This window comes from Candidatus Pelagibacter bacterium nBUS_44 (assembly GCF_051200895.1).
In the GTDB taxonomy this organism is placed as follows: Bacteria; Pseudomonadota; Alphaproteobacteria; order Pelagibacterales; family Pelagibacteraceae; genus Pelagibacter.
Genome location: NZ_CP172838.1, coordinates 1,333,426 through 1,354,660, shown reverse-complemented (window position 1 = coordinate 1,354,660; position 21,235 = coordinate 1,333,426). Strand labels below are relative to the sequence as shown.

The 21,235-nt window shown below is 30.2% G+C and carries 22 protein-coding genes; 4 read left to right on the top strand and 18 right to left on the bottom strand.

Features of this window, described 5'->3' with window-relative positions; all coding sequences use genetic code 11:
- Positions 1-57 precede the first annotated feature (57 nt).
- Positions 58-474 (bottom strand): rubrerythrin family protein, encoded by a 417-nt coding sequence (locus tag ACIJYB_RS07560; RefSeq protein WP_023649160.1) that lies wholly within the window; start codon positions 472-474, stop codon positions 58-60.
- Positions 475-580: 106 nt separating this feature from the next.
- A complete protein-coding gene (locus tag ACIJYB_RS07555; protein ID WP_435151027.1) occupies positions 581-1,009 on the bottom strand; it encodes a Fur family transcriptional regulator in 429 nt (142 codons plus the stop codon).
- 93 nt (positions 1,010-1,102) lie between these two features.
- Here ACIJYB_RS07555 and fabA point away from each other — a divergent pair, with 93 nt between their 5' ends.
- Genes fabA through ACIJYB_RS07540 form a run of 3 tightly spaced genes read left to right on the top strand, consistent with a single transcriptional unit; the run spans position 1,103 to position 3,603 of the window.
- Positions 1,103-1,603: a bifunctional 3-hydroxydecanoyl-ACP dehydratase/trans-2-decenoyl-ACP isomerase gene (gene fabA, locus ACIJYB_RS07550; protein WP_435151025.1), complete on the top strand. Its 501-nt coding sequence runs from the start codon at positions 1,103-1,105 to the stop codon at positions 1,601-1,603.
- The gene (gene fabB, locus ACIJYB_RS07545; protein WP_435151023.1) at positions 1,603-2,814 is read left to right on the top strand and encodes a beta-ketoacyl-ACP synthase I; all 1,212 of its coding nucleotides are present in this window, start codon (positions 1,603-1,605) and stop codon (positions 2,812-2,814) included. Before fabA ends, fabB begins: the two co-directional genes overlap by 1 nt.
- 3 nt (positions 2,815-2,817) lie before the next feature.
- Positions 2,818-3,603 carry an enoyl-ACP reductase FabI gene (locus ACIJYB_RS07540; protein WP_435151021.1) on the top strand — a complete coding sequence of 262 codons (786 nt, stop codon included), beginning with the start codon at positions 2,818-2,820 and terminating at the stop codon, positions 3,601-3,603.
- Positions 3,604-3,697: 94 nt separating this feature from the next.
- Here the strand turns inward: ACIJYB_RS07540 and ACIJYB_RS07535 are convergent, their stop codons facing one another.
- The 13 genes from ACIJYB_RS07535 to ACIJYB_RS07475 form a co-directional block, all read right to left on the bottom strand.
- Positions 3,698-4,261 (bottom strand): phytanoyl-CoA dioxygenase family protein, encoded by a 564-nt coding sequence (locus ACIJYB_RS07535; protein ID WP_435151019.1) that lies wholly within the window; start codon positions 4,259-4,261, stop codon positions 3,698-3,700.
- Between the two features lie 367 nt (positions 4,262-4,628).
- Complete coding sequence (gene pnp, locus ACIJYB_RS07530) at positions 4,629-6,701, bottom strand: polyribonucleotide nucleotidyltransferase (RefSeq protein WP_435151017.1); 2,073 nt, start codon at positions 6,699-6,701, stop codon at positions 4,629-4,631.
- Positions 6,702-6,757: 56 nt separating this feature from the next.
- On the bottom strand, positions 6,758-7,006 hold the full coding sequence (gene rpsO, locus ACIJYB_RS07525) for a 30S ribosomal protein S15 (RefSeq protein ID WP_435151015.1): 249 nt from the start codon (positions 7,004-7,006) through the stop codon (positions 6,758-6,760).
- Between the two features lie 12 nt (positions 7,007-7,018).
- On the bottom strand, positions 7,019-7,387 hold the full coding sequence (gene rbfA / locus ACIJYB_RS07520; protein WP_435086013.1) for a 30S ribosome-binding factor RbfA: 369 nt from the start codon (positions 7,385-7,387) through the stop codon (positions 7,019-7,021).
- Positions 7,387-9,603: a translation initiation factor IF-2 gene (infB, locus tag ACIJYB_RS07515; protein WP_435151013.1), complete on the bottom strand. Its 2,217-nt coding sequence runs from the start codon at positions 9,601-9,603 to the stop codon at positions 7,387-7,389. Before infB ends, rbfA begins: the two co-directional genes overlap by 1 nt.
- A gap of 10 nt (positions 9,604-9,613) precedes the next feature.
- On the bottom strand, positions 9,614-11,206 hold the full coding sequence (gene nusA, locus ACIJYB_RS07510; protein ID WP_435151011.1) for a transcription termination factor NusA: 1,593 nt from the start codon (positions 11,204-11,206) through the stop codon (positions 9,614-9,616).
- A 59-nt stretch (positions 11,207-11,265) separates the two neighbouring features.
- Complete coding sequence (metK, locus tag ACIJYB_RS07505) at positions 11,266-12,435, bottom strand: methionine adenosyltransferase (protein ID WP_435151009.1); 1,170 nt, start codon at positions 12,433-12,435, stop codon at positions 11,266-11,268.
- The gene (lnt, locus tag ACIJYB_RS07500) at positions 12,432-13,973 is read right to left on the bottom strand and encodes an apolipoprotein N-acyltransferase (RefSeq protein ID WP_435151007.1); all 1,542 of its coding nucleotides are present in this window, start codon (positions 13,971-13,973) and stop codon (positions 12,432-12,434) included. Before lnt ends, metK begins: the two co-directional genes overlap by 4 nt.
- Position 13,974: 1 nt before the next feature.
- Positions 13,975-14,436, bottom strand: a complete 462-nt coding sequence (gene ybeY / locus ACIJYB_RS07495) for an rRNA maturation RNase YbeY (protein ID WP_435151005.1) — start codon at positions 14,434-14,436, stop codon at positions 13,975-13,977.
- On the bottom strand, positions 14,429-15,424 hold the full coding sequence (locus ACIJYB_RS07490) for a PhoH family protein (protein ID WP_435151003.1): 996 nt from the start codon (positions 15,422-15,424) through the stop codon (positions 14,429-14,431). The genes ybeY and ACIJYB_RS07490 overlap by 8 nt, the downstream gene beginning before the upstream one ends.
- 3 nt (positions 15,425-15,427) lie before the next feature.
- Positions 15,428-16,753 (bottom strand): tRNA (N6-isopentenyl adenosine(37)-C2)-methylthiotransferase MiaB, encoded by a 1,326-nt coding sequence (gene miaB / locus ACIJYB_RS07485; RefSeq protein ID WP_435151001.1) that lies wholly within the window; start codon positions 16,751-16,753, stop codon positions 15,428-15,430.
- Between the two features lie 3 nt (positions 16,754-16,756).
- Positions 16,757-17,167: a Fur family transcriptional regulator gene (locus tag ACIJYB_RS07480; protein WP_435085997.1), complete on the bottom strand. Its 411-nt coding sequence runs from the start codon at positions 17,165-17,167 to the stop codon at positions 16,757-16,759.
- A gap of 8 nt (positions 17,168-17,175) precedes the next feature.
- Positions 17,176-17,562: a peptidase M22 gene (locus tag ACIJYB_RS07475; protein WP_435151000.1), complete on the bottom strand. Its 387-nt coding sequence runs from the start codon at positions 17,560-17,562 to the stop codon at positions 17,176-17,178.
- Positions 17,563-17,569: 7 nt separating this feature from the next.
- Here ACIJYB_RS07475 and ACIJYB_RS07470 point away from each other — a divergent pair, with 7 nt between their 5' ends.
- Complete coding sequence (locus ACIJYB_RS07470; RefSeq protein ID WP_435150998.1) at positions 17,570-18,571, top strand: polysaccharide deacetylase family protein; 1,002 nt, start codon at positions 17,570-17,572, stop codon at positions 18,569-18,571.
- Here the strand turns inward: ACIJYB_RS07470 and ACIJYB_RS07465 are convergent.
- Genes ACIJYB_RS07465 through trpS form a run of 3 tightly spaced genes read right to left on the bottom strand, consistent with a single transcriptional unit; the run spans position 18,568 to position 21,232 of the window.
- Positions 18,568-19,629: a glucosaminidase domain-containing protein gene (locus tag ACIJYB_RS07465; RefSeq protein ID WP_435150997.1), complete on the bottom strand. Its 1,062-nt coding sequence runs from the start codon at positions 19,627-19,629 to the stop codon at positions 18,568-18,570. The two genes, ACIJYB_RS07470 and ACIJYB_RS07465, sit on opposite strands and share 4 nt — an antisense overlap.
- 9 nt (positions 19,630-19,638) lie before the next feature.
- Positions 19,639-20,178: a NifU family protein gene (locus ACIJYB_RS07460; RefSeq protein ID WP_435150995.1), complete on the bottom strand. Its 540-nt coding sequence runs from the start codon at positions 20,176-20,178 to the stop codon at positions 19,639-19,641.
- Positions 20,179-20,230: 52 nt separating this feature from the next.
- Positions 20,231-21,232 (bottom strand): tryptophan--tRNA ligase, encoded by a 1,002-nt coding sequence (trpS, locus tag ACIJYB_RS07455; RefSeq protein ID WP_435150993.1) that lies wholly within the window; start codon positions 21,230-21,232, stop codon positions 20,231-20,233.
- Between the last annotated feature and the right edge of the window lie 3 nt (positions 21,233-21,235).

Below are 21,235 nucleotides of genomic sequence, written 5' to 3'. Positions count from 1 at the left end.
TTTTTGAAATTTTATTGAATATTTAGTGGGCACATTAATGCCCACTAAAAAAATTTATTAACTAATAGATTCTAAAGTTTTTTGGAATTTACCAGCATGAGATTTTTCAGCTTTTGCTAAAGTTTCAAACCAATCTGCGATTTCCTCAAAACCTTCTTCTCTAGCTGTCTTTGCCATACCTGGGTACATGTCTGTATACTCATGTGTTTCACCTTGAACTGCTGAAGCTAGATTAGCTTTAGTTTCACCTATTGGTAAACCAGTAGCTGGATCACCAACTTCTTCTAGATATTCTAAGTGTCCATGCGCGTGGCCTGTTTCACCTTCTGCTGTTGATCTAAATACTGATGCAACATCATTGTATCCTTCGATGTCTGCTTTTTGAGCAAAATAAAGATATCTTCTGTTTGCTTGGCTTTCGCCAGCAAATGCTGCTTCTAGATTTTCTTTTGTCTTTGTTCCTTTTAGTGACATTTTATTCTCCTTAATTTAATGATTAGAAACATATAATGATTCTAAATTTAAAGTCAACAGTTTAGAATAATTATAATGTAGAACTTAAATATTTGATTTAATTGAATTAATTTTGATTTTGATTATCACTCGCAACTTTAATCAAAACTTCTACAGATTTTATTTGTTTTCCAGGAATATTTTTTTTCAAATTAATAGAATCAATATCATTCTCATCACAATCGATTAGCTCGTGAGTATCCTCATCATAAAAATGATGGTGAATTGAAGTGTTAGTGTCATAGTAAGTTTTATTTGAATTTATCGCTATTTCTTTTAAATGACCTTTTTTTTGAAAAGCATGAACCGTATTATAAACTGTAGCTAGAGATATTTTTTCATTTATCTCATCTGAAATTCTTTTGACAAGGTCATTAATTGTAAAATGGAAGGTTTTATCCCTTAAAAACAACAATTCACAAATTTTAACTCTTTGTTTTGTGGGTCTTAGTCCAATTTCTCTTAATTTGTTGATAAAATTGTAGTCTTTTTTCATAATTATTTATAATAATTCTAAACTGTTATTAAAATTATGCTATTTATTATATTATATTATCATTAAATCAAGTATTAAGGGTATTCAAATTTTATGAAAAAAAATTCTTATTCTTACGATGATCTCATAATATGTGGAAATGGTGAGCTTTTTGGCCCTGGAAACGCTAAATTACCACTTCCCCCAATGCTTATGTTTGATAGAATTACCGAAATCAATGATAATAATGGGGCTTATAATAAAGGTTCTTTAAAGGCTGAATTAGATATTAAAGAGGATCTATGGTTTTTCGACTGTCATTTTAAGGGAGATCCAGTTATGCCAGGATGTTTAGGTCTTGATGCAATGTGGCAGCTAGTTGGTTTTTATCTTGGGTGGCTTGGTAACCCTGGAAAAGGTAGGGCTCTTGGAGTTGGTACAGTAAAATTTACAGGTGAAGTTTTACAAAATGTTAAAAATGTAAGGTATGAAATTGATATGAAAAAAATTATGTCGCCAGGAGGAACAACTGTTGGCCTTGCTAATGGTGCTGTACTTGCAGATAACAAAAAAATATATTCAGCGGAAAGTTTAAAAGTGGGATTATTTAAATAATGAGAAGAGTTGTTATTACAGGTTTAGGAATTGTATCTTGTTTAGGTAATAATCAAGAGGAAGTTCATCAATCATTATTAAATTCAAAATCAGGAATTTCATTTAGTGAAGAATATAAAGAACATAATTTAAGAAGTCATATACATGGCAAACCAAATATAAATCTTGCTGACCACGTTGATAGAAAAACAATTAGATTTATGGGATCTGGTTCAGCTTATAATTATATTGCAATGAAAGAAGCTATTGCAGACTCTGGTCTTGAAGAGAAAGACGTGAGTAATATTAAAACTGGAATTGTAATGGGTTCAGGCGGACCTTCAATTGAAAATGTAGTTTTATCAGTCGATAAAACTAGAGCAAAAACTCCAAAACTTATGGGACCATTTGTTGTTCCAAGAACAATGGCAAGTACAGCATCAGCAACTCTTGCTGTACCGTTTAAAATAAAAGGTGTGAATTATACAATGAGCTCAGCTTGCGCAACTAGTGGTCACTGTATTGGTCATGCTAGTGAATTAATTCAAATGGGTAAACAAGATATTGTTTTTGCAGGCGGAAGTGAAGAACTACACTGGGCAATGACAGCTATGTTTGATGCAATGACAGCCTTATCTTCAAAATATAATGATACACCAGAAAAAGCTTCGCGAGCTTATGATAAAACTAGAGATGGTTTTGTAATTGCTGGGGGTGGTGGAGTGCTAGTGCTTGAAGAATATGAACACGCTAAAGCTAGAGGTGCTCAAATATACGCGGAATTAACAGGTTATGGAGCAACATCAGATGGTTACGATATGGTAGCCCCATCTGGTGAAGGAGCTGTGAGATGTATGAAAATGGCTCTTGCAACAGCTAAAAATAAAATTGATTATATAAATACTCATGGCACTTCTACTCCTGTAGGCGATATTACTGAGCTAAGAGGTGTTGGGGAAACTTTTGGAGCTGATGTTCCAAAGATAAGTTCAACTAAATCACTATCTGGTCATCCACTAGGTGCTGCTTCAGTTCATGAGGCAATCTATTGTTTAATCATGATGAAAAATAGTTTTATTACTGGCTCTGCAAACATTGTGGATATGGATGATGAGGCTAAAAAATTTCCAATTGTAACTAAAACAGAGACGGGTGTAACTTTAAACACAGTTATGTCTAACAGTTTTGGTTTTGGTGGAACCAACGCTGCTTTAATTTTTGAAAAGGTTTAAATTATGAGTTTAATGAAAGGTAAAAAAGGATTGATCATGGGTGTTGCCAATGAAAGATCTATCGCTTGGGGAATTTCACAAAAACTTGCTGAAGCAGGTGCTGAACTTGCATTTACTTATTTAGGTGATGCTTTAAAGAAAAGAGTAATTCCTTTAGCAGAAAAATTAAATTCAAAAACTACATTTAGTTGTGATGTTGAAAAAAAAGAAGATGTAACCAAATTATTTGAAGAAGTTAAATCTCAATGGGGTGAAATTGACTTTGTAGTTCATGCAATTGCATTTTCGGACAAATCAGAATTATCAGGAGAATATTTAAACACTACTAGAGAAAACTTTTTAAGAAGTATGTTAATTTCATGTTTCTCATTTACAGAAGTTGCAAAAGAAGCTTCTAAAGTAATGAAAGAAGGTGGAAGTCTAATTACCTTAAGCTATGAAGCAAGCAAAGCTATTCCAAATTACAATGTAATGGGTGTATGTAAGGCAGCTTTAGAATCTAGTGTTAAGTATCTAGCAAGAGATTTAGGTGCTAAAGGCATGAGAGTAAATGCAATTAGTGCAGGACCTATTAAAACACTAGCAGCTTCTGCTATTGGAGATGCTAAATTCCTATATAAATGGAATGAAGACCATTCTTTTCTAAAAAGAAACGTAGATATCCATGATGTTGGAAATTCAGCATTATATCTACTAAGTGACCTTGCAAACGGTGTTACAGGTGAAATTCACTATGTAGATGCTGGATATAACAAGGTTGGGATGCCAGATCCTAAAAATATCACTTAAAATATAGTTAAATTTAGTTAAAAATATTAGGGCGTTCTACTCCACTAATTTCTATTTACAGCTTAAACGCTAATTAAGTTTACTCAGTGTTTGTTCATTTTATATTAGGCATCAGTTTATCAAAATTTTCTCTAAATGTAATAGTTCTTTGCGTAAAATCAGGTTTAGGTATTTTCCAATTTTTATATGAACAATTATTCCACATTATAACCAAAGAAAATCTAATTTCATCTTCTGTTGAGTTGTATCCAGAACGATGAATTAAATAAGGATCAAACAATAAAAAATCCCCCAATTTCATTGGTAGTGTTATCCGTTTATATTTATTTACAATTTCATCAACCACTATTATTTGTCTTTGACGGTTTTTTGTTTCATCCCAGGTCTGTTTGGCAAGACCATTCTTGTGTGATTCTAAACAGACTGACAATGCACCATTTTCATCGGTTACATCTCTGATTATTGGGCACCAAGATTGAAGAAATTTTGAATTAGGAACGTTATAAAAAATTTCTTGATGCCAGCCATATGTTCGTCTTTCGTCTTTAGGTGCTTGGATTAAAATTCTAGGTATCGTAGGATAAATAGTATTATAATTCTTAAGTTCTAATAGTTCCCTTGCAATTTCTTCTATATTAGTATTTCCAGTCAGTCTCAAAAAAGTGGGGCAATAAGCTATTGTATCATAAATTTCACCAATTAATTTATCATCAAATTTTAATATTGCTAAAAGTAAATTATCAAGACATTTGATGTCTTTAGGATAAATTAAATTCTCTATTTTTTTAATTTCAAAATTTAATTGAATTTGTTTATTTCTTTGAAATTTTTTAATCTACTCATAAAATTTCATTTTCTTAAACAATACAAATAATCACTTTTTGTTCATTGATTTAAATCAAATACAATTAAATAATTGAGGAAAATATAAAAAGATAAAGGAACGTTCTGTTACCAGTTACCTCATAAAAAAACCCCCAGAACTTTCATTCCAGGGGTTTAGAATTTTTAACTTAAGTTACTTGTTATTCAGCAGCTTGTTTCATAGAAAGTTTAACTTTACCTCTATCAAAACCAATTACTTTAACTTTTACTTCATCACCTTCTTTGACAACGTCAGTAACTTTAGCAACTCTTTTATCTGCTAATTCTGAAATATGAACAAGTCCATCTTGTTTTCCTAAGAAATTTACAAATGCACCAAATTCCATAATTTTCATAACTTTACCTGAATAAATTTTATTCAGTTCAGCTTTTGCAGTGATGTCTTTAATAAACTGCATAGCGATGTTTCTAGACTCTTCATCTGGAGCAGCAACTGTTACAACCCCTTCGTCATTCACATCAACTTTTGCACCTGATTTTTCAACAATCTCTCTTATTGTTGCACCACCTTTTCCAATCACAGCAGCGATATCTTTTTTATCAACTGTAATCTGTTCCATTTTTGGAGTGTGTTGTCCAACATCTGCTCTTGATTCACTTAAAGCTTTATTCATTTCACCTAAGATATGAACTCTTCCATCTTTAGCCTGCTTTAAAGCCTGCTCCATGATCTCAAAAGTAATACCAGTAATTTTGATATCCATTTGAAGTGAAGTAATTCCATCTTTAGTTCCAGCAACTTTAAAATCCATATCTCCTAAGTGATCTTCATCACCTAAAATGTCTGACAGGACACTAAAATCATCACCTTCTTTAATTAAACCCATTGCAATACCTGCAACTGGCTCTTTAATTGGAACACCAGCATCCATTAATGCAAGAGAAGCCCCACAAACAGTAGCCATTGAAGAAGAGCCATTAGATTCTGTAATCTCTGAAACTATTCTAAAAGTGTATGGAAACGCCTCTTTTGAAGGTAGTGAAGAATTGATTGCTCTCCATGCTAATTTTCCATGACCAACTTCACGTCTTCCCGTTCCAATTCTTCCTGTTTCACCAACTGAAAAAGGAGGAAAATTGTAATGAAGCATAAATCTTTCTCTAGACTGTCCATCTAGACTTTCTATTCTTTGTTCGTCATCAGAAGTACCTAAAGTAGTAACTACAATTGCTTGTGTTTCCCCTCTAGTAAATAATGCTGAACCATGAGTTCTTGGTAAAACACCAACTTCACACTCAATAGCTCTTACATCAGCTAAGCCTCTGCCATCAATTCTTTTTTTGTTTTTAAGAATATCAGTTCTAACAATTTTCTTTTCAAGATTTTTTAATTCATCATTAACATTAAAATCAGAATAATTTTCATTATCAGCAAAAAGCTGCTTAGCTTTTTCAGATATTTCTGAAATTTGATTTGATCTATCTTGCTTATCTATTGTCCCAAAAGCTTTGGTTAGACCTTCGGTGAATTCACTCTCAAGTTTTTGCTTAACTTCAGATAAATCTTTTTTCTCAACAGTCCATTCTGGCTTTCTACATTCTTTAGCTAACTCCTCAATCATTTCGATTACTGGGACAAAGCCTTCATGACCAAATTTAACCGCAGCTAACATTATTTCTTCAGATAAGCCTGATGTTTCAGATTCAACCATAAGCACAGCATCTTTAGTACCTGCTACAACCAAATCTAAACTTGAGTTTTCTAATTCAGCTTTTGATGGATTAAGAATGTACTTACCGTCAACATAACCAACTCTAGACGCTCCTACAGGGCCCATAAATGGCATTCCTGAGATTGCTAATGCTGCTGATGACGCGGTGATTGCTAGGATGTCTGGTTGATTTTCTTTATCATATGAAATTACTGTTGGTAACAACTGCACTTCATTTTTAAATTCACCAGGAAACAAAGGTCTGATAGGTCTATCAATTAATCTTGATATTAATTGTTCACTTTCAGTTGGTCTTGCTTCTCTCTTAAAAAATCCACCTGGAATTTTTCCACCTGCATAATATTTTTCTTGGTAGTTTACTGATAATGGGAAATAATCCATGTCAGGATTTACTTTCTTTGCTCCTACCACTGTTGCTAAAATAACTGTTTCACCACATGAAGCGATGATTGCTCCGTCTGCCTGTCTTGCTACTTTGCCTGTTTCTAAACTTATCTTCTTTCCTGCTACTTCTATTTCTTTCTTGTGTACTTTAAACATTTCATTTCCATTTCGTTTCGTTCGTTTCGTTCCATTCTATCTATCTATCTTGATCTTTATTTTCTTAATCCCAATTTCGACAGTACATTTTTGTAAGAATCCATTTTTGTATTTTTTAGGTATTCTAACAATTTCTTTCTTCTATTTACCGCTCTCAACAATCCAACAGATGAATGTTTATCTTTTTTGAATTGTTTAATATGTGTAGAGAGAGTTTCAATTTTCTCTGTTAACAAAGCAATCTGAATCTCTGAAGATCCAGTATCTTTATCGTGCATTGCTAATTCTTGTGCCTTTTTGTTCATGCCTCTTTTTTCCTATTTATTTGTTTGTTTTATTAAGTTTTCTATTTTTTCCGCATACTCAAAAGATTCATCTTTTCTAAAAAGTAATTTTGGTAAAAATTTCATAACCACCTTTTGTGATAATATTTTTCTAATTAAGAATGAGTATTTTTTTAAAATATTAATAGCTTCTTCAGCATTTTTACCACCAAGTGGAAGTACATATGCTTTAGCTATTTTTAAGTCCTGACTCATTTTCACCTCTGTAACCGTTATTGTATTAGTTTCTAAATTCGGGACCTTAGCCTCATTTTTTATAAAAATCATGCTTAAAGACTGTTTGATCATTTCTCCAACTCTTAGCTGTCTTTGGGATATTGGCTTTCCGATTCTATCGCTCATTAGATCATTCTCTCAGTGGATGTTATACTAAACGCTTCTATTGTGTCGTTTTTTTGGAAATCCATGTAATCTTTTACAGTAATTCCACACTCTTGGCCATTATTGACTTGTTTTACCTGGTTTTTTTCTCGAAATAGAGTTCCAACTTTACCGGTATAAATGATTGCTCCATCTCTAATTATTCTAACATCTGAAGCAGTAGTGATTTCGCCCTCCATCATTTTAGATCCCGCTACCTTTCCAGCTCCCGAAACTTTAAATATTTCCAAAATTTGAGCTGTACCCGTAACTGTCTCCTGAATATCAGGTGATAACAGGCCTGACATTTTTTGCTTAATAAAATCTAAGACTTCATAAATAATGTTATAAGATGAAATTTTTATTTTTTCATTTTCTGCTAATTTTTTTGCTTCTTTGCTTGGTTTAACATTGAACGCTATTAGAACTGCATTTGAAGCTTTTGCTAAAGTAACATCTGTTTCGGTTACCATTCCAATATCTGCTAGAATGATTTTTGGCTTAACTTCGTCATGTGTAATTTGACTAATTGCATTTTTAATTGCCTCTGATGATCCATGAACATCTGATTTAATTATTAAATTTAATTCTTCAGCTGAAGTATCTGAAAAAGCTGAATCTTGAGTTGCAAAAGTTAATGGGTTTTTTACATCTTTACTTTCTTGTGCTCTATTTTCACTTAAAGTTTTTGCTTCTTTTTCATTATCAACAACAATAAAATCATCACCTGATTTTGCTGCACCATTAATTCCTAAAATCTCAACTGGTGCTGACGGAGGTGCTTCATTGATATTTTTTCCTTTATCGTCAATTATCGCTCTAACTTTTCCCCATCTCAGACCACTTACAAAAAAATCACCTTTTTTTAAGGTTCCGGTGGTTACTATAATTGTTGCAACAGGTCCTCTTCCAACATCAATTTTAGATTCAAGAACAATACCTGTAGCCTTAGATTCAAAATCAGTTTTTAAGTCTAATATTTCAGCTTGTAAAATTATCGCTTCAACTAATTTATCTAAATTCTTTTTAGTAGTTGCTGAGATTTCAACCATTAAAGTGTCTCCAGATAAATCTTCTGCAATCAGTTCATGTTCTAATAATTGGTTCTTAATTTTTTGTGGGTCCGCATCTGGCAAATCACATTTATTAATTGCTACAACAATTGGAACATTTGCAGCTTTTGCATGTTTTATAGATTCTACTGTTTGCGGTTTAACACCATCATCAGCTGCAACAACTAAAACTACTACATCAGTTAGTTTTGATCCTCTTGCTCTCATTTCTGTGAAAGCTGCGTGACCGGGTGTATCAATGAATGTTAACTTATTAGATTGGCTTTCTATTTGATAGGCTCCAATGTGTTGGGTAATTCCACCAAATTCTCCTGACACAACATTCGCACTTCTTAAAACATCTAAGACTGAAGTCTTACCATGATCAACGTGCCCCATTACAGTTATGATTGGCGGTCTATTCTTTAAATTTTCAACTCTAGTAGCTTTAATCTTTTGAATTATTTCTTCAACTTTTTCTTCTCTTATTGGGTTGTGTCCAAACTCTTTTACCAAGTACTCAGCAGTATCAGCTGCTAATGTTTGATTGATAGTTACAGTAACGCCCATTCCGAATAAAAACTTAATAACGCTACTTGATTGTTCGGCCATTCTATTAGCTAGTTCTCTAACCGTAATAGCTTCTGGAATATTTACATCTCGTTTAACAGGTTTTAAATTTTCTTGAGCTTCCTCTTTAGTTAAATTTTTATTTTCTTTTTGTCTTGCTCTCTTAACAGAAGCTTCACTTCTCGCTCTTGCTTCAATTTCATCACTTAGAGCTCTTGAAACTGTTAATTTTAATTCTCTTTTTTTGGTTCCAGCTTTTGATGTTTTCTTATCTTTATTGTCATCTCCTTTAAGCCTTTTTGTTGCTCTTTGCTCAGCAAGTTTTCTTCGCTCAAAATCATTCGTTATTGGGGGTGATTTAGTTGCAAATGATGGTTTTGGAGGGGCACCCCTGTTAAATGTTGATGTAGTTCTTGGTTTGAAGTTTCCAGGTTTAGATGATCCACCCCTGCTTGGAAATTTACTTGATTGTTTTTCAATTACTACAGAGTTTTTTCCTTGAGTTTTTGCAATCTCAATATTTTTGATCGATTTTTTGGCTGTGCCAGAAATTGTTAATTTTGTTTTTTTTTCCATAACTCATCACTCAATCTTTGTAGACAATATTTCTTGCAGACATAATCAACTCATCAGCTTCTTCTTTTGATAAAGCAAAATCCTCAAGATATCCTTGAATTTTTACTCTTTCTCCCTTTATAATATCATATCCACCTGTTAACTCATCAGATGCTAAATCAGCAAAGTCTTCCAAAGTTTGAATTTTTTGTTCACCTAAAGTCATTAACATTCCTGGTGTCAATCCCTTTAGATTTATTAAAGCTTCTTTAAGTCCTAATTCTTTTATTCTTTCAGAAATATCTTCTTGGTCTTTTTGATGAAATTCTTTTGCTCTTTCTATCAAAGCTTTTGCTGTATCTTCTTCGATACCTTCAATTTTCATCAAGCTTTCTGTTGTGGTATCTTTAATATCATCTATTGATGAAAAACCTTCAGCAACAAGTAACTGCCCCAATGTTTCATCTAGTTCTAAGTTTTTTACAAAGTTTTCTGTTTTTTCTTTAAATTCAGATTGTCTTCTCTCAGAATCTTCGGCATCGGTCATTATGTTAATTTCATAATTTAATAACTTAGTTGCAAGTCTTACGTTCTGACCTCTTCTTCCAATAGCTTTACTTAAATTTTCTTCAGTTAAAATTACGTCTAATTTTTTTCTTTCGGTGTCAACATTTACTCTTTGAACTTCAGCTGGTGATAAAGCATTCGAAACCAAAATTGCTGGATCTTCTGACCAATTTACAATGTCAATTTTCTCACCTTGTAATTCATTTACAACAGCTTGAACCCTTGAGCCTCTCATACCCACACAAGCTCCCACTGGATCAAGAGATGTATCTACTGCCTTAACACAAATTTTTGCTCTGCTACCTGGATCTCTTGATGATGATTGAATTTCAATTAATCCATCATAAATTTCAGGAACTTCTTGAACGAAAAGCTTCTCCATAAACTTTGGGTGCGCTCTTGATAGAAAAATTTGTTGTCCTCTTGGCTCTCTTCTAACATCATAACAATAAGCTTTAATCCTATCTCCAGCTTTTATGTTTTCTCTTGGGATCATTTCATTTTTTTGGATTATTGCTTCAGCTCGTCCTAGATCAGCGATTACGTTTCCAAATTCTAATCGTTTAACAATACCACTTAAAATTGAATCTTTTTTATCAATAAAGTCATTGTATTGTCTTTCTCTTTCAGCTTCTCTTACGTTAAAACTAATTACTTGTTTTGCTGTTTGAGCTGCAATTCTTCCAAAATCAAATGATGGTAATGGTTGCAACACTTCATCTCCAATCGCTTTATCTTTGTTTGTTTCATTTAGATTAATTGCATCTTCAAGTTTAATTTCTGTATTAGAGTTTTCAGGATTTTCAGCAACAATCAATTTTCTAAAAATTTCGATGTCGCCATTATCTCTATTAATTGAAACTTTTATTTCATTTTCCTGACCAAATTTAGATTTAGCTGCTTTTGCAATTCCAGTCTCCATGGAACTAATAATTAGTTCTTTATCAATAGATTTTTCTAAAGCAACAGCTTCAGCAATTCTTAATAATTCTAGTTTGTCTGCTCTTTTATTTAACATGTTTTTGTTTGCTCCAAAAAAAAATGGGCTGATGCCCATTCTGTAAATTCAATAATGTAAAGGCAATATAGTAAAGTTTTATTTTAATTCAACAGAAACTATTTACAAAAATGGCTTGTTTTATCAGTTTTTTCCCAAGAAAATGAACCGTTATCCTCTGGTGTTCTTCCAAAGTGGCCATAAGCAGCTGTTTTTTCATATATCGGTTTATTTAAATTTAGCATCTCTCTAATTCCTCGAGGACTTAGGTCAAAATTTTCATTTATTTTATCTACAACAAATTTATTTTTATCTAAATTATTATCAAATAAATCAACATAAATTGATAGTGGTTTAGACACTCCAATTGCATAAGCTAATTGAATCAAACACTTATCTGCAATTTTAGAAGCAACAACATTTTTTGCAATATATCTTGCTGCATAAGCAGCTGATCTATCTACTTTAGTAGGATCTTTTCCAGAAAAAGCTCCACCACCATGAGGTGCAGCACCGCCATAGGTATCAACTATAATTTTTCTTCCTGTTAATCCACAATCTCCATCTGGACCTCCAATAACAAAATTTCCTGTTGGATTTACATAAAACTCATCTTCATTGAAACCTTCAAGAAAATTTGATGGAATGGACTGTAGCATATAAGGTCTCAGTAAATCTCTAACTTGTGATTGATTAACATCTGCAGAATGCTGAGAAGATATTACTACAGATTTTACTTTAGTAGGCTTTCCATCTACATATTCAAAAGTAACTTGGCTCTTACTGTCTGGTTCTATATTTTTTAACTTTCCCGACTTTCTATCTTCTGCCATTAATCTTAAAATTTTATGTGAGTAATGGATAGGTGCTGGCATTAAAACATCAGTTTCATTACAAGCATACCCAAACATAATACCTTGATCTCCAGCTCCTTCATCTTTATTTCCAGAGGAGTCTACACCCATTGCAATATCAGTAGATTGGGAATGAAGATGGCTTTCTATTTTTGTTGCTTCCCTCCAAGTAAAACCTTCTTGGTCATATCCAATATCTTTTATGCAATTTCTAACTTTTTCAATTAATTCATCTTGTTTTATTTCAGGACCTCTAACTTCCCCTGCCAAAACTACTTTATTGGTTGTTGTAAGTGTTTCGCATGCAACTCTTGAGAATGGATCTCCAGAAAGATAACTATCAACCACCATATCTGAAATTCTATCTGAAACTTTATCCGGGTGACCTTCAGATACCGACTCACTTGTGAAAAGAAAATTTTTTAAATTACTCATTTTTTAGATCTATTAAATGAAAATATCATAAAAATATATAATAAAATTAATGTTATAAAAATTTTATTTCCATATTTAGAAAATAACGTTGTTGGTAATTTTTTGGATTTTTTAAAGTCAACGTAGCCTGATTTACCAAAATTGACCTTTTGTTCAACAATCCCTAAGGGATTAACAATTGCTGCAATACCATTATTTGCTGAACGCAATATATATTTGCCACTTTCAACTGCTCTAAATATGCTATGTGCAAAGTGTTGTTTCGGACCTATTGATTTACCAAACCATCCGTCCTCAGAAATATTAACTATTAAATCAAAGCTTGGGTTTTTAAATGTTTTGCCTGAATAAATTATTTCATAACAAATTAATGGCAATATCTTTAAGGAAAAATCATCTTTTTTTATCTCTATGATTTTTCTATCATTTCCTTTTGAAAAAGATTGATAATTATTTGTAATTACCTTTAATCCAATTTTTTTTAAAATATTTTCAAAAGGTAAAAATTCACCAAACGGCACTAGATTAACCTTATTATAAAAATTTAATATTTCTAAATTATGATCATAAATAGATAAGGAATTGAAATAATTAATTTTTTCTTTTTTCAATTTTTGACTATTAATCCCAATAAATAACAAATGATTTTTGCTAAAAGTCTCTTCAAATAACCACTTGTATTCAATTAATTCTTCTTGGGAAACATTAGGAAGAATTCCTTCGGGCCAAATAAATATAGTTTTATCATCTTTTTGCGGCTCACTTATATCAATCAATTCATTTATGACTGAGACTGGATCAATTTTTGAATAAAATCTATCGAGACTAATATTTGAACCTATGACTCTTACTTTATAATCATAGTTTGTAATATCTGATGAGTAAAATGTTTCTTTATAGGTAAATCCATGCTGATAAAATAGAAATGGTAAAATTAAAAAAATAACACACACTCCAATATCTTTTTTTGTTTCTCTCAATATAAAAATTGCAGGACTAGCAAACAGTGAAATACAAAATAAATTAAATCCATAGGTTCCTATTAACGAAGTAATACTTAATATTTCTAAATGATTAACAAAACTATAGGCTATCAAATTCCAAGGAAAACCAGTTAAAATTGAACCTCTTATAAATTCAAAAACTCCAAGAAATAATGAAAAAATAAAAAAAGAACTTACTATTTTTTTAGATTTTGAAATTATAAAACAGAAAGTAGCCAATCCATAAAAAATTCCCAGAAATGAAGGTATTAAAATAATAGTTATAGGAATTAAAAATTTAAAATTTTGATCAAATGTTAAAGATATTGATATCCAATATAAGCTTGATAAAAAATAACCAAATCCAAATAGCCACCCATAAAAAAAGAAGTACTTTTTACTTTGAGTAATTTTAGATTTTTTAAATAAAAATACAAAAAAAACACTAAAAGTAAAAAAATTTATTATTAAGTAATTGTAGGGAGGCAAACTTAAAGATGAGGCTGCACCCAAAGTAATTAAAAAAATTATTTCAATGTAATCTTTTTTTATCAATCTAGTTAATCTTTGAAATTACTGATTTATATATTTTTTCTTCCTCGCCAAGCATTCTTTTATAATCTTTATCTTTAATATGATCAAAACCTAGTAGGTGAAGAAATCCGTGTATAAAAGTTTTTATTACTTTTTCCTTGAAATTTTTAATATTTTGCGATCTGGGTTTGTTCATGAAGTTATAACTAATTATAATATCTCCAATATAAGTTTTTTTAGATATCAATGTTTTTTTAGATAAAGGAAATGACAAAATATCTGTAGACTTATTTTTATTTCTAAAGTTTTTATTTAATTTTTTGATACATCTATTATTTGAAAGAAGTAAAGTAAGGGTTATTTTCTTATTGAGAAATCGATATTTTGCTGGAAACACTTTGCAAATTTCTTTGAAAAAAAGTTCTTTTTTTCTAATTTTTTTTGACCAGGCTTTCTCCTCTGAGAAAACTTCAATACTAATCATTTTTTGAGTAGGCTTTAACTATTTTGGAGACAAGTGGGTGCCTAACTACGTCCGAATGATCAAAATCAACAACAGATATTTCATTTAAATGACCCAATAATTCTTTTGATCTAACTAACCCTGACATATTTTTATTTGGCAAATCAATTTGGGTTGGATCTCCATTTACAACTATTTTAGAATTTTCTCCTATTCTAGTTAAAAACATTTTAATTTGAGTATCGGTTGCATTTTGGGATTCATCTAAAATTGCAAATGAATTTTTTAGAGTTCTTCCTCTCATAAAAGCAAGTGGTGCTATTTCAATATCACCAATTTCAATCATTCTTTGAATTTTTTCAAAATCGAAAAGGTCGTATAAAGAATCGTACAAAGGTCTTAAATAAGGATCAACTTTCTCCTTCATATCACCAGGTAAAAATCCTAACCTTTCTCCTGCTTCTACTGCTGGTCTGGATAAAATTATTCTTTCAATTTTTTTTTCTAATAACATCGTAAGACCTACGGCTACTGCTAAAAATGTTTTACCAGTTCCTGCTGGACCTGCTGAAATTATTATGTCGCTTTGTCTTAAAGCTCTAACATAATCTTTTTGTTTTTCTGATCTTGGTATAATTGATTTTTTTGGAGTCTTAATTATATCCGTAACATTATTATTTTTAACTTTTTCATTAATCATAAAATTATCTACTGAAGAGACTATGTCCTTGTTTTCAATACTGCCATTATTAATAAATTGATTGGCAAGAAACTTTATGGCATTTTTAACTATTTCGTTTTTTTCAGGATTAGACTTAATTAGAATTGAGTTGCCTCTTGAATATAGGCTTGTTTCTGTAATTTTTTCTAATTCTTTTAAATTTTTATTAAACTCACCTACCACACCTATTAAAAGCTCATTATCATGAAAAATAACACTTAGAGAATTATTGTCCGAGTAAACAAACTTTAATGATGCGTCAGTATTTTTTTTTATTAAACTGCTCAATTTCTATGCTACCTTTTGATTAGAGCTGAAATCTCTTTCACCAAACAAAGTACTTCGATTACTTTTATTAATTTTTACAGCCACAATTTTTCCAATATCCTCTTTTTTACCATTAAAAATAACTGATGTCATATATTCAGATCGACCAAATACTTGAGTTTTATCATCTGTTAAATTCTCAACTAAAACATTAATTGTTTTATCCTCCAATGATTTATTCATATGCATCTGATTGTCATACAACTGGCTTTGAATTTTTTCTAATCTTTCCATGGAAATTTTTTTATCATTCAGCTTTAAATCTGCAGCAACTGTACCTGGTCTTGGACTAAAAATAAAAGAATAGGAATTTATAAACTTAATCTTTTGAATAAGCTTAATTGTAGAATTAAAATCCTCTTCTTCTTCACCTGGATAACCTATTATAAAATCACTAGAAAATTGTATATTAGAGTTAATTTCCTTTAACTGGTCGTAAATTTTATAATATTCATTAATAGTGTGTTTTCTATTCATAAGATCTAAAATTTTATTAGACCCACTTTGAACTGGTAAATGAACCAGTGGCATAAGTTTTTTTGAATGTTTATAAACTTCAACTAAATCATGCGACATATCTTTTGGATGGGATGTTGTATATCTAATTCTTTTAATGTCAGAATATTTTTCGATTTCTAATATTAAATCTGATAATCTATATTTTTCATTATTATAAGCATTTACATTTTGTCCTAGCAAAATTATTTCTTGGGTGCCTGAGTCTGCCAAATATTTAGCCTCATCCAAAATTTGTTTAAATGGTCTAGAATATTCCGGGCCTCTTGTGTACGGTACCACACAAAAATGGCAGAACTTATCACAACCTTCTTGGATTGTTAAAAATGAAGAAATTTTTCCAGAATTGTTTTTAATTTTATTAAAATATTCGAATTTTGAAATTGCATCAAATTCTGTTTCTTCAGCTTTTTTTTTGTATGTGTGATTCAAAATTATATCATTAATTTTATGATATGCTTGTGGTCCAATAACAAGGTCAATGTAAGGTTCTCTTTTGAGCATTTCCTGATTTTCTGCCTGTGCAACGCATCCAGCTATAATTACTAATGGTTTTTTTTTTGATCTAAAAATCTTTTTAACTCTTCCAATTTCATGGTAAACTTTTTCTTTTGCTTTATCTCGTATATGACATGTATTTAGCAAATAACAATTTGCATCATCATAATTTTCTGTTTTTTCATAACCAATTTTTTTTACTGAGTCATATATTCTATTTGAGTCGTACTCATTCATTTGACAACCAAATGTTTTAATAAAAATTTTTTGTTTCATTGATTAGGATTTTTTCTTTACCCCATATAATTCAAGTTTATGGTCTACTAGCTTGTAGCCATATTTTTCTGCTACTTTTTTTTGAAGTTTTTCAATTTCCTCATCCACAAATTCAATAATTTCACCTGATTTGACATCTATTAAATGATCGTGGTGTCCTTCATTTAATTCTTCGTATCTTGCTTTACCGCCTTTAAATTCATGCTTGGCTAATATTCCTGATTCTTCAAATAATTTTACAGTTCTGTAAACAGTTGCAATGCTTATCTTTGGGTCAATTTTAGAAACTCTGTTATATAATTCATCTACATCAGGATGGTCAGTTGATTGAGACATTACTTGCGCAATTATTTTACGTTGATCAGTTAACTTTACACCCTTTGACAAACATTTTTCTTCAATAGTTTCAGACATATTTAATTTTAACTTATATAAATAGGATTAATCAAATTTTTTTTAATTTCATGTTTTTTACATAAATCAGGTATATTTTCATAACTTAAATCTTTCTCATCTTTAAAATCATCCAAATTGTAACAGTAATAGTCAATATTTTTTACTATATTAAAAGCTTTAACAACAGATATTGAATTTCTTATACCAGCAAAGCTTCCTGGACCCATATTGATGTAAATTGCATTTATATCAGCGATTTTAAGATTTTTTGATAAGAGAAAATCATTAATAATTATTGTTAATTTTTCATAATTATTTTTAGTATTCTCATGTGTAATATTATAAATACTTAAATTAGTGATAACCATTAGAAAAATTTTTTCATTAGCAACATCTATAATAAGTTTATTCATTTTTATTTTGTTTATAAGTAAGAATTCTATTTCAGATGAAAATAATATCAAATATTATTCTGGTGACGAAGGTATTTTATCATTAATGTACCATCGTTTTAATGAACACAAATATCCATCTACAAACGTTCAAATGGATGTTTTTAAGAAACAGATGGAGACAGTTAAAAACTCTAATTATACTTTTTCCAATCCTAAAAAATTTGAGGAAAATTTTTCTACACCAAAAACAAATAAAGAAATTCTTATAACAATTGATGATGCTTTTCTATCTTTCTATCTTGAAGCGTGGCCATATTTAAAAAAAAATAAAATACCTTTTGTTTTGTTTGTTTCAACAGAGCCCATTGGTAAAAAAGGATACATGAATTGGAAACAGATCAAGGAAGTTGGTGCTGAAAAATTTACAGTAATAGGGCACCACTCACATTCTCATGAATATCTTATTGATGAAGATAATGATTTTTTTATCTCAGATATAGAAAAAGCAAATGAGATATTTCTAAAAAATTTAGGATATATACCAAATTTATTTTCTTATCCTTTTGGCGAATATTCAAAATTTATGAGAGATTATATTTCTCAAAATTTTGATTATGCTTTTGGTCAACATTCTGGAGTAATTGATTTAAATAAAGATAAATTTGAACTACCTAGATTTCCAATTAATGAAAATTATGGAGAATTAAAAAGATTTAATTCTATTATAGATTCATTTCCACTTGAATATGAACAATTACTTCCTGTTGAAAAAAAATTATCAGTAGAAAATAATCCCCCTAAATTCAAAGTTAAATTTTTTAACAAACAAGATAATATTAAAAATATTAATTGTTATTCCAATGAATTAGATAAGTGGGAAAGATCTAAAATAATTTTAAACGATAATACATTAACTATAAAATTTAGAGGCCCATTTGTTCCAAGAAGAGGTAGAATTAATTGTTCTTTAAATGATAAAGGTAAATGGCGATGGTTTGGTGTTCAGTTTCCAATTCAAAGTAACTAAATTAGACTTTCCAAATCAATACTTGAAGGTAATAATTTTGCATCATCAAAATCTTTTAATTTATTTTGCTTAATTATTTTTTGCAAAACCTCAACGTATTGATTTCCTGTTTCAGCATATTTGTTTAAATATTTTGATAACTCAATGCTATCTAATGGTTTGCCAGAATCTCTTAACTCCGCTCTAGCTTTTCTAAAATTTTTATACGTTGAATGTGTGTTTAAATTTCTTTGATATGCTCTCACTGATGCCTGAAGAACATTAAATTTCATAACTTTATGACCTTTACCTTTTTCAGCATCTTTAGGTTTTAATCCCTCTCCTGACCACGTCCACTGTCCAAACAGTGCGTTACCTTCTTGAGCAAATCTTGAAGTTCCCCAGCCAGTTTCCTTTGCAGCTTGTGCTATTGCCAAGGACGTAGGTATTTCATCCATCCTAATTTTCAATACCAATAGATCTCTGGAATTCACTCCATATTGTTTGTATTTTTTTTCAAGCCAATTTTTTTCTGAAACAGTATTATTACTTTTGTTAATTATACTAAAAAGAATCTTTCGATCTAATCTAATATTGTTGTTTTCTTGAATTATCAGAGGCAGGACGATTTGAATGAAAAGTTCTTTTCTTTTTTTTACATTTTCAATCATTTTGATTTCTTCAGGTAGCAAAGTAAGAGCCACAGGTTTAACCAATTTCTTTTTTCTTACATCTTGTAAATTATAGCCAGTATCTTCAAATAATTGTTTTATAGTTGAGGCACTTAATCTCACTGTGTCAGACTCAAGATCATTTAGACTAAAAATATCAAACAATAAATCATCTTCATTTATTTCCTCATCTTGATTTTTAGGCCCATTATTAAGTGTATAAGCCAGTACTTGTTTTGAATTGTTGGTGAATTCTTTGTTATTAAAATTTTTTTGTGTAAAATTTAAAAAAATTGGTGTGATATAAAAAAAAGAAATCATTAAAAAACTGCTTAAAACCATTCTTAATAAATTGTTCAAACTTTTTTCTTTAAACAAATTCAAATTTTTAATTTTTTTTAATCTCATTTTTTAATTCTATATAGCAATTACTTCTTTTACTTCGGGTAGATAGTGACATAAAAGATTTTGAACTCCTTGCTTTAAAGTCATTGTAGAGCTTGGGCAACCTGAACAGCTTCCCTGTAGTTGTACTTTTACTATGCCATCTTTGAATTCTTTAAACTTAATATCTCCACCATCTCTAGCTACTGCTGGTCTAATTTTTTGTTCTAGGATTTTTACTATTTTTTCTTCAATTTCACTTAAATCTGACACTTCCTCTTTTGTATTTTCACCAATTACAAACTCTTTACCATCTGCATAAAAATCATTTATTAAGGAAATTACGATATGTTTTATCTCTTCCCAATTAATATTCTCATTCTTGTTTACTGAAATAAAATCTTGTCCTAAAAAAATACCCTCAACACCATTTACAGACAATATATTTCTTGCTAATTCATTATGAGTATTTTCTTTATTTGTAATCTCATAAGGACCACTATTTGAAACATTCTTCCCAGGAAGAAATTTTAATGCATTTGGATTTGGTGTTGCTTCTGTTTGAACGAACATAAATTATATATAGTTTATATTTCAAAAATTAAAACTTGATTATAAATTTTTTTTAAAAACCCACTATTTCTTTAATACTTTCAATCTTTTTGGAAGCAATCATATTAGCTTTTTCAGCCCCTTCTAGAAGAATTTCATCAAGATACTTTTTGTCTTCTAAAAGTTTTTTTATATCTTTTGAAATAGGTTCAATTTTACTTACTAACTCTGCTGCTAAACTTTCTTTAAATTCTGAAAAATTTTTACCTGCAAAACTTTTTACTGAATTTTGTAATGTGGTATTAGTCAAGCTTGAATAAATTCCTAAAAGATTTTTTGCCTCCAGCCTATCATCAAGTTCATTTATATCTTGCGGCATAGGTAATGGATCAGTTTTTGCTTTTTTTATTTTACTTATTATTTGATCTTTATCATCTGTTAAATTTATTCTACTTAAATCTGATAATTCTGATTTACTCATTTTTTTTGAACCATCTTTTAAACTCATTATCCTTGAAAACTCTTTTTGTATTAATGGTTCAGGAACTTGAAGAAAATTTTCTACCTCAAAATCATTATTAAATTTTTGAGCTATGTCTCTACATAGTTCCAAATGTTGCTTTTGATCATCACCCACAGGAACATGGGTAGCATCATATAAAAGAATATCAGCTGCCATTAGAACTGGATAAGAATATAATCCGATACTAGCTTTTTCTTTGTCTTTACCAGCTTTCTCTTTAAATTGGGTCATTCTATTTAACCATCCCATTCTAGCAACGCAACTTAATATCCATGCTCCTTCGGCATGAGCGGTCACTCTAGATTGATTAAAAATTATACTTTTTTTTGGATCTATTCCACTTGCTATAAAAGTTGCAACAGTTTCTCTAATATTATTTTTTAATTCTTTAGGGTCTTGTTTAACTGTAATGGCGTGTAAATCAACAACACAAAAAATGCATTCGTTATCTTTATCATTATTTAAATCTACAAAGTTTTTTATGGCCCCCAAATAATTTCCTAAATGAAGATTACCTGTGGGTTGAACACCAGAAAATATTTTTTTACCCATAGA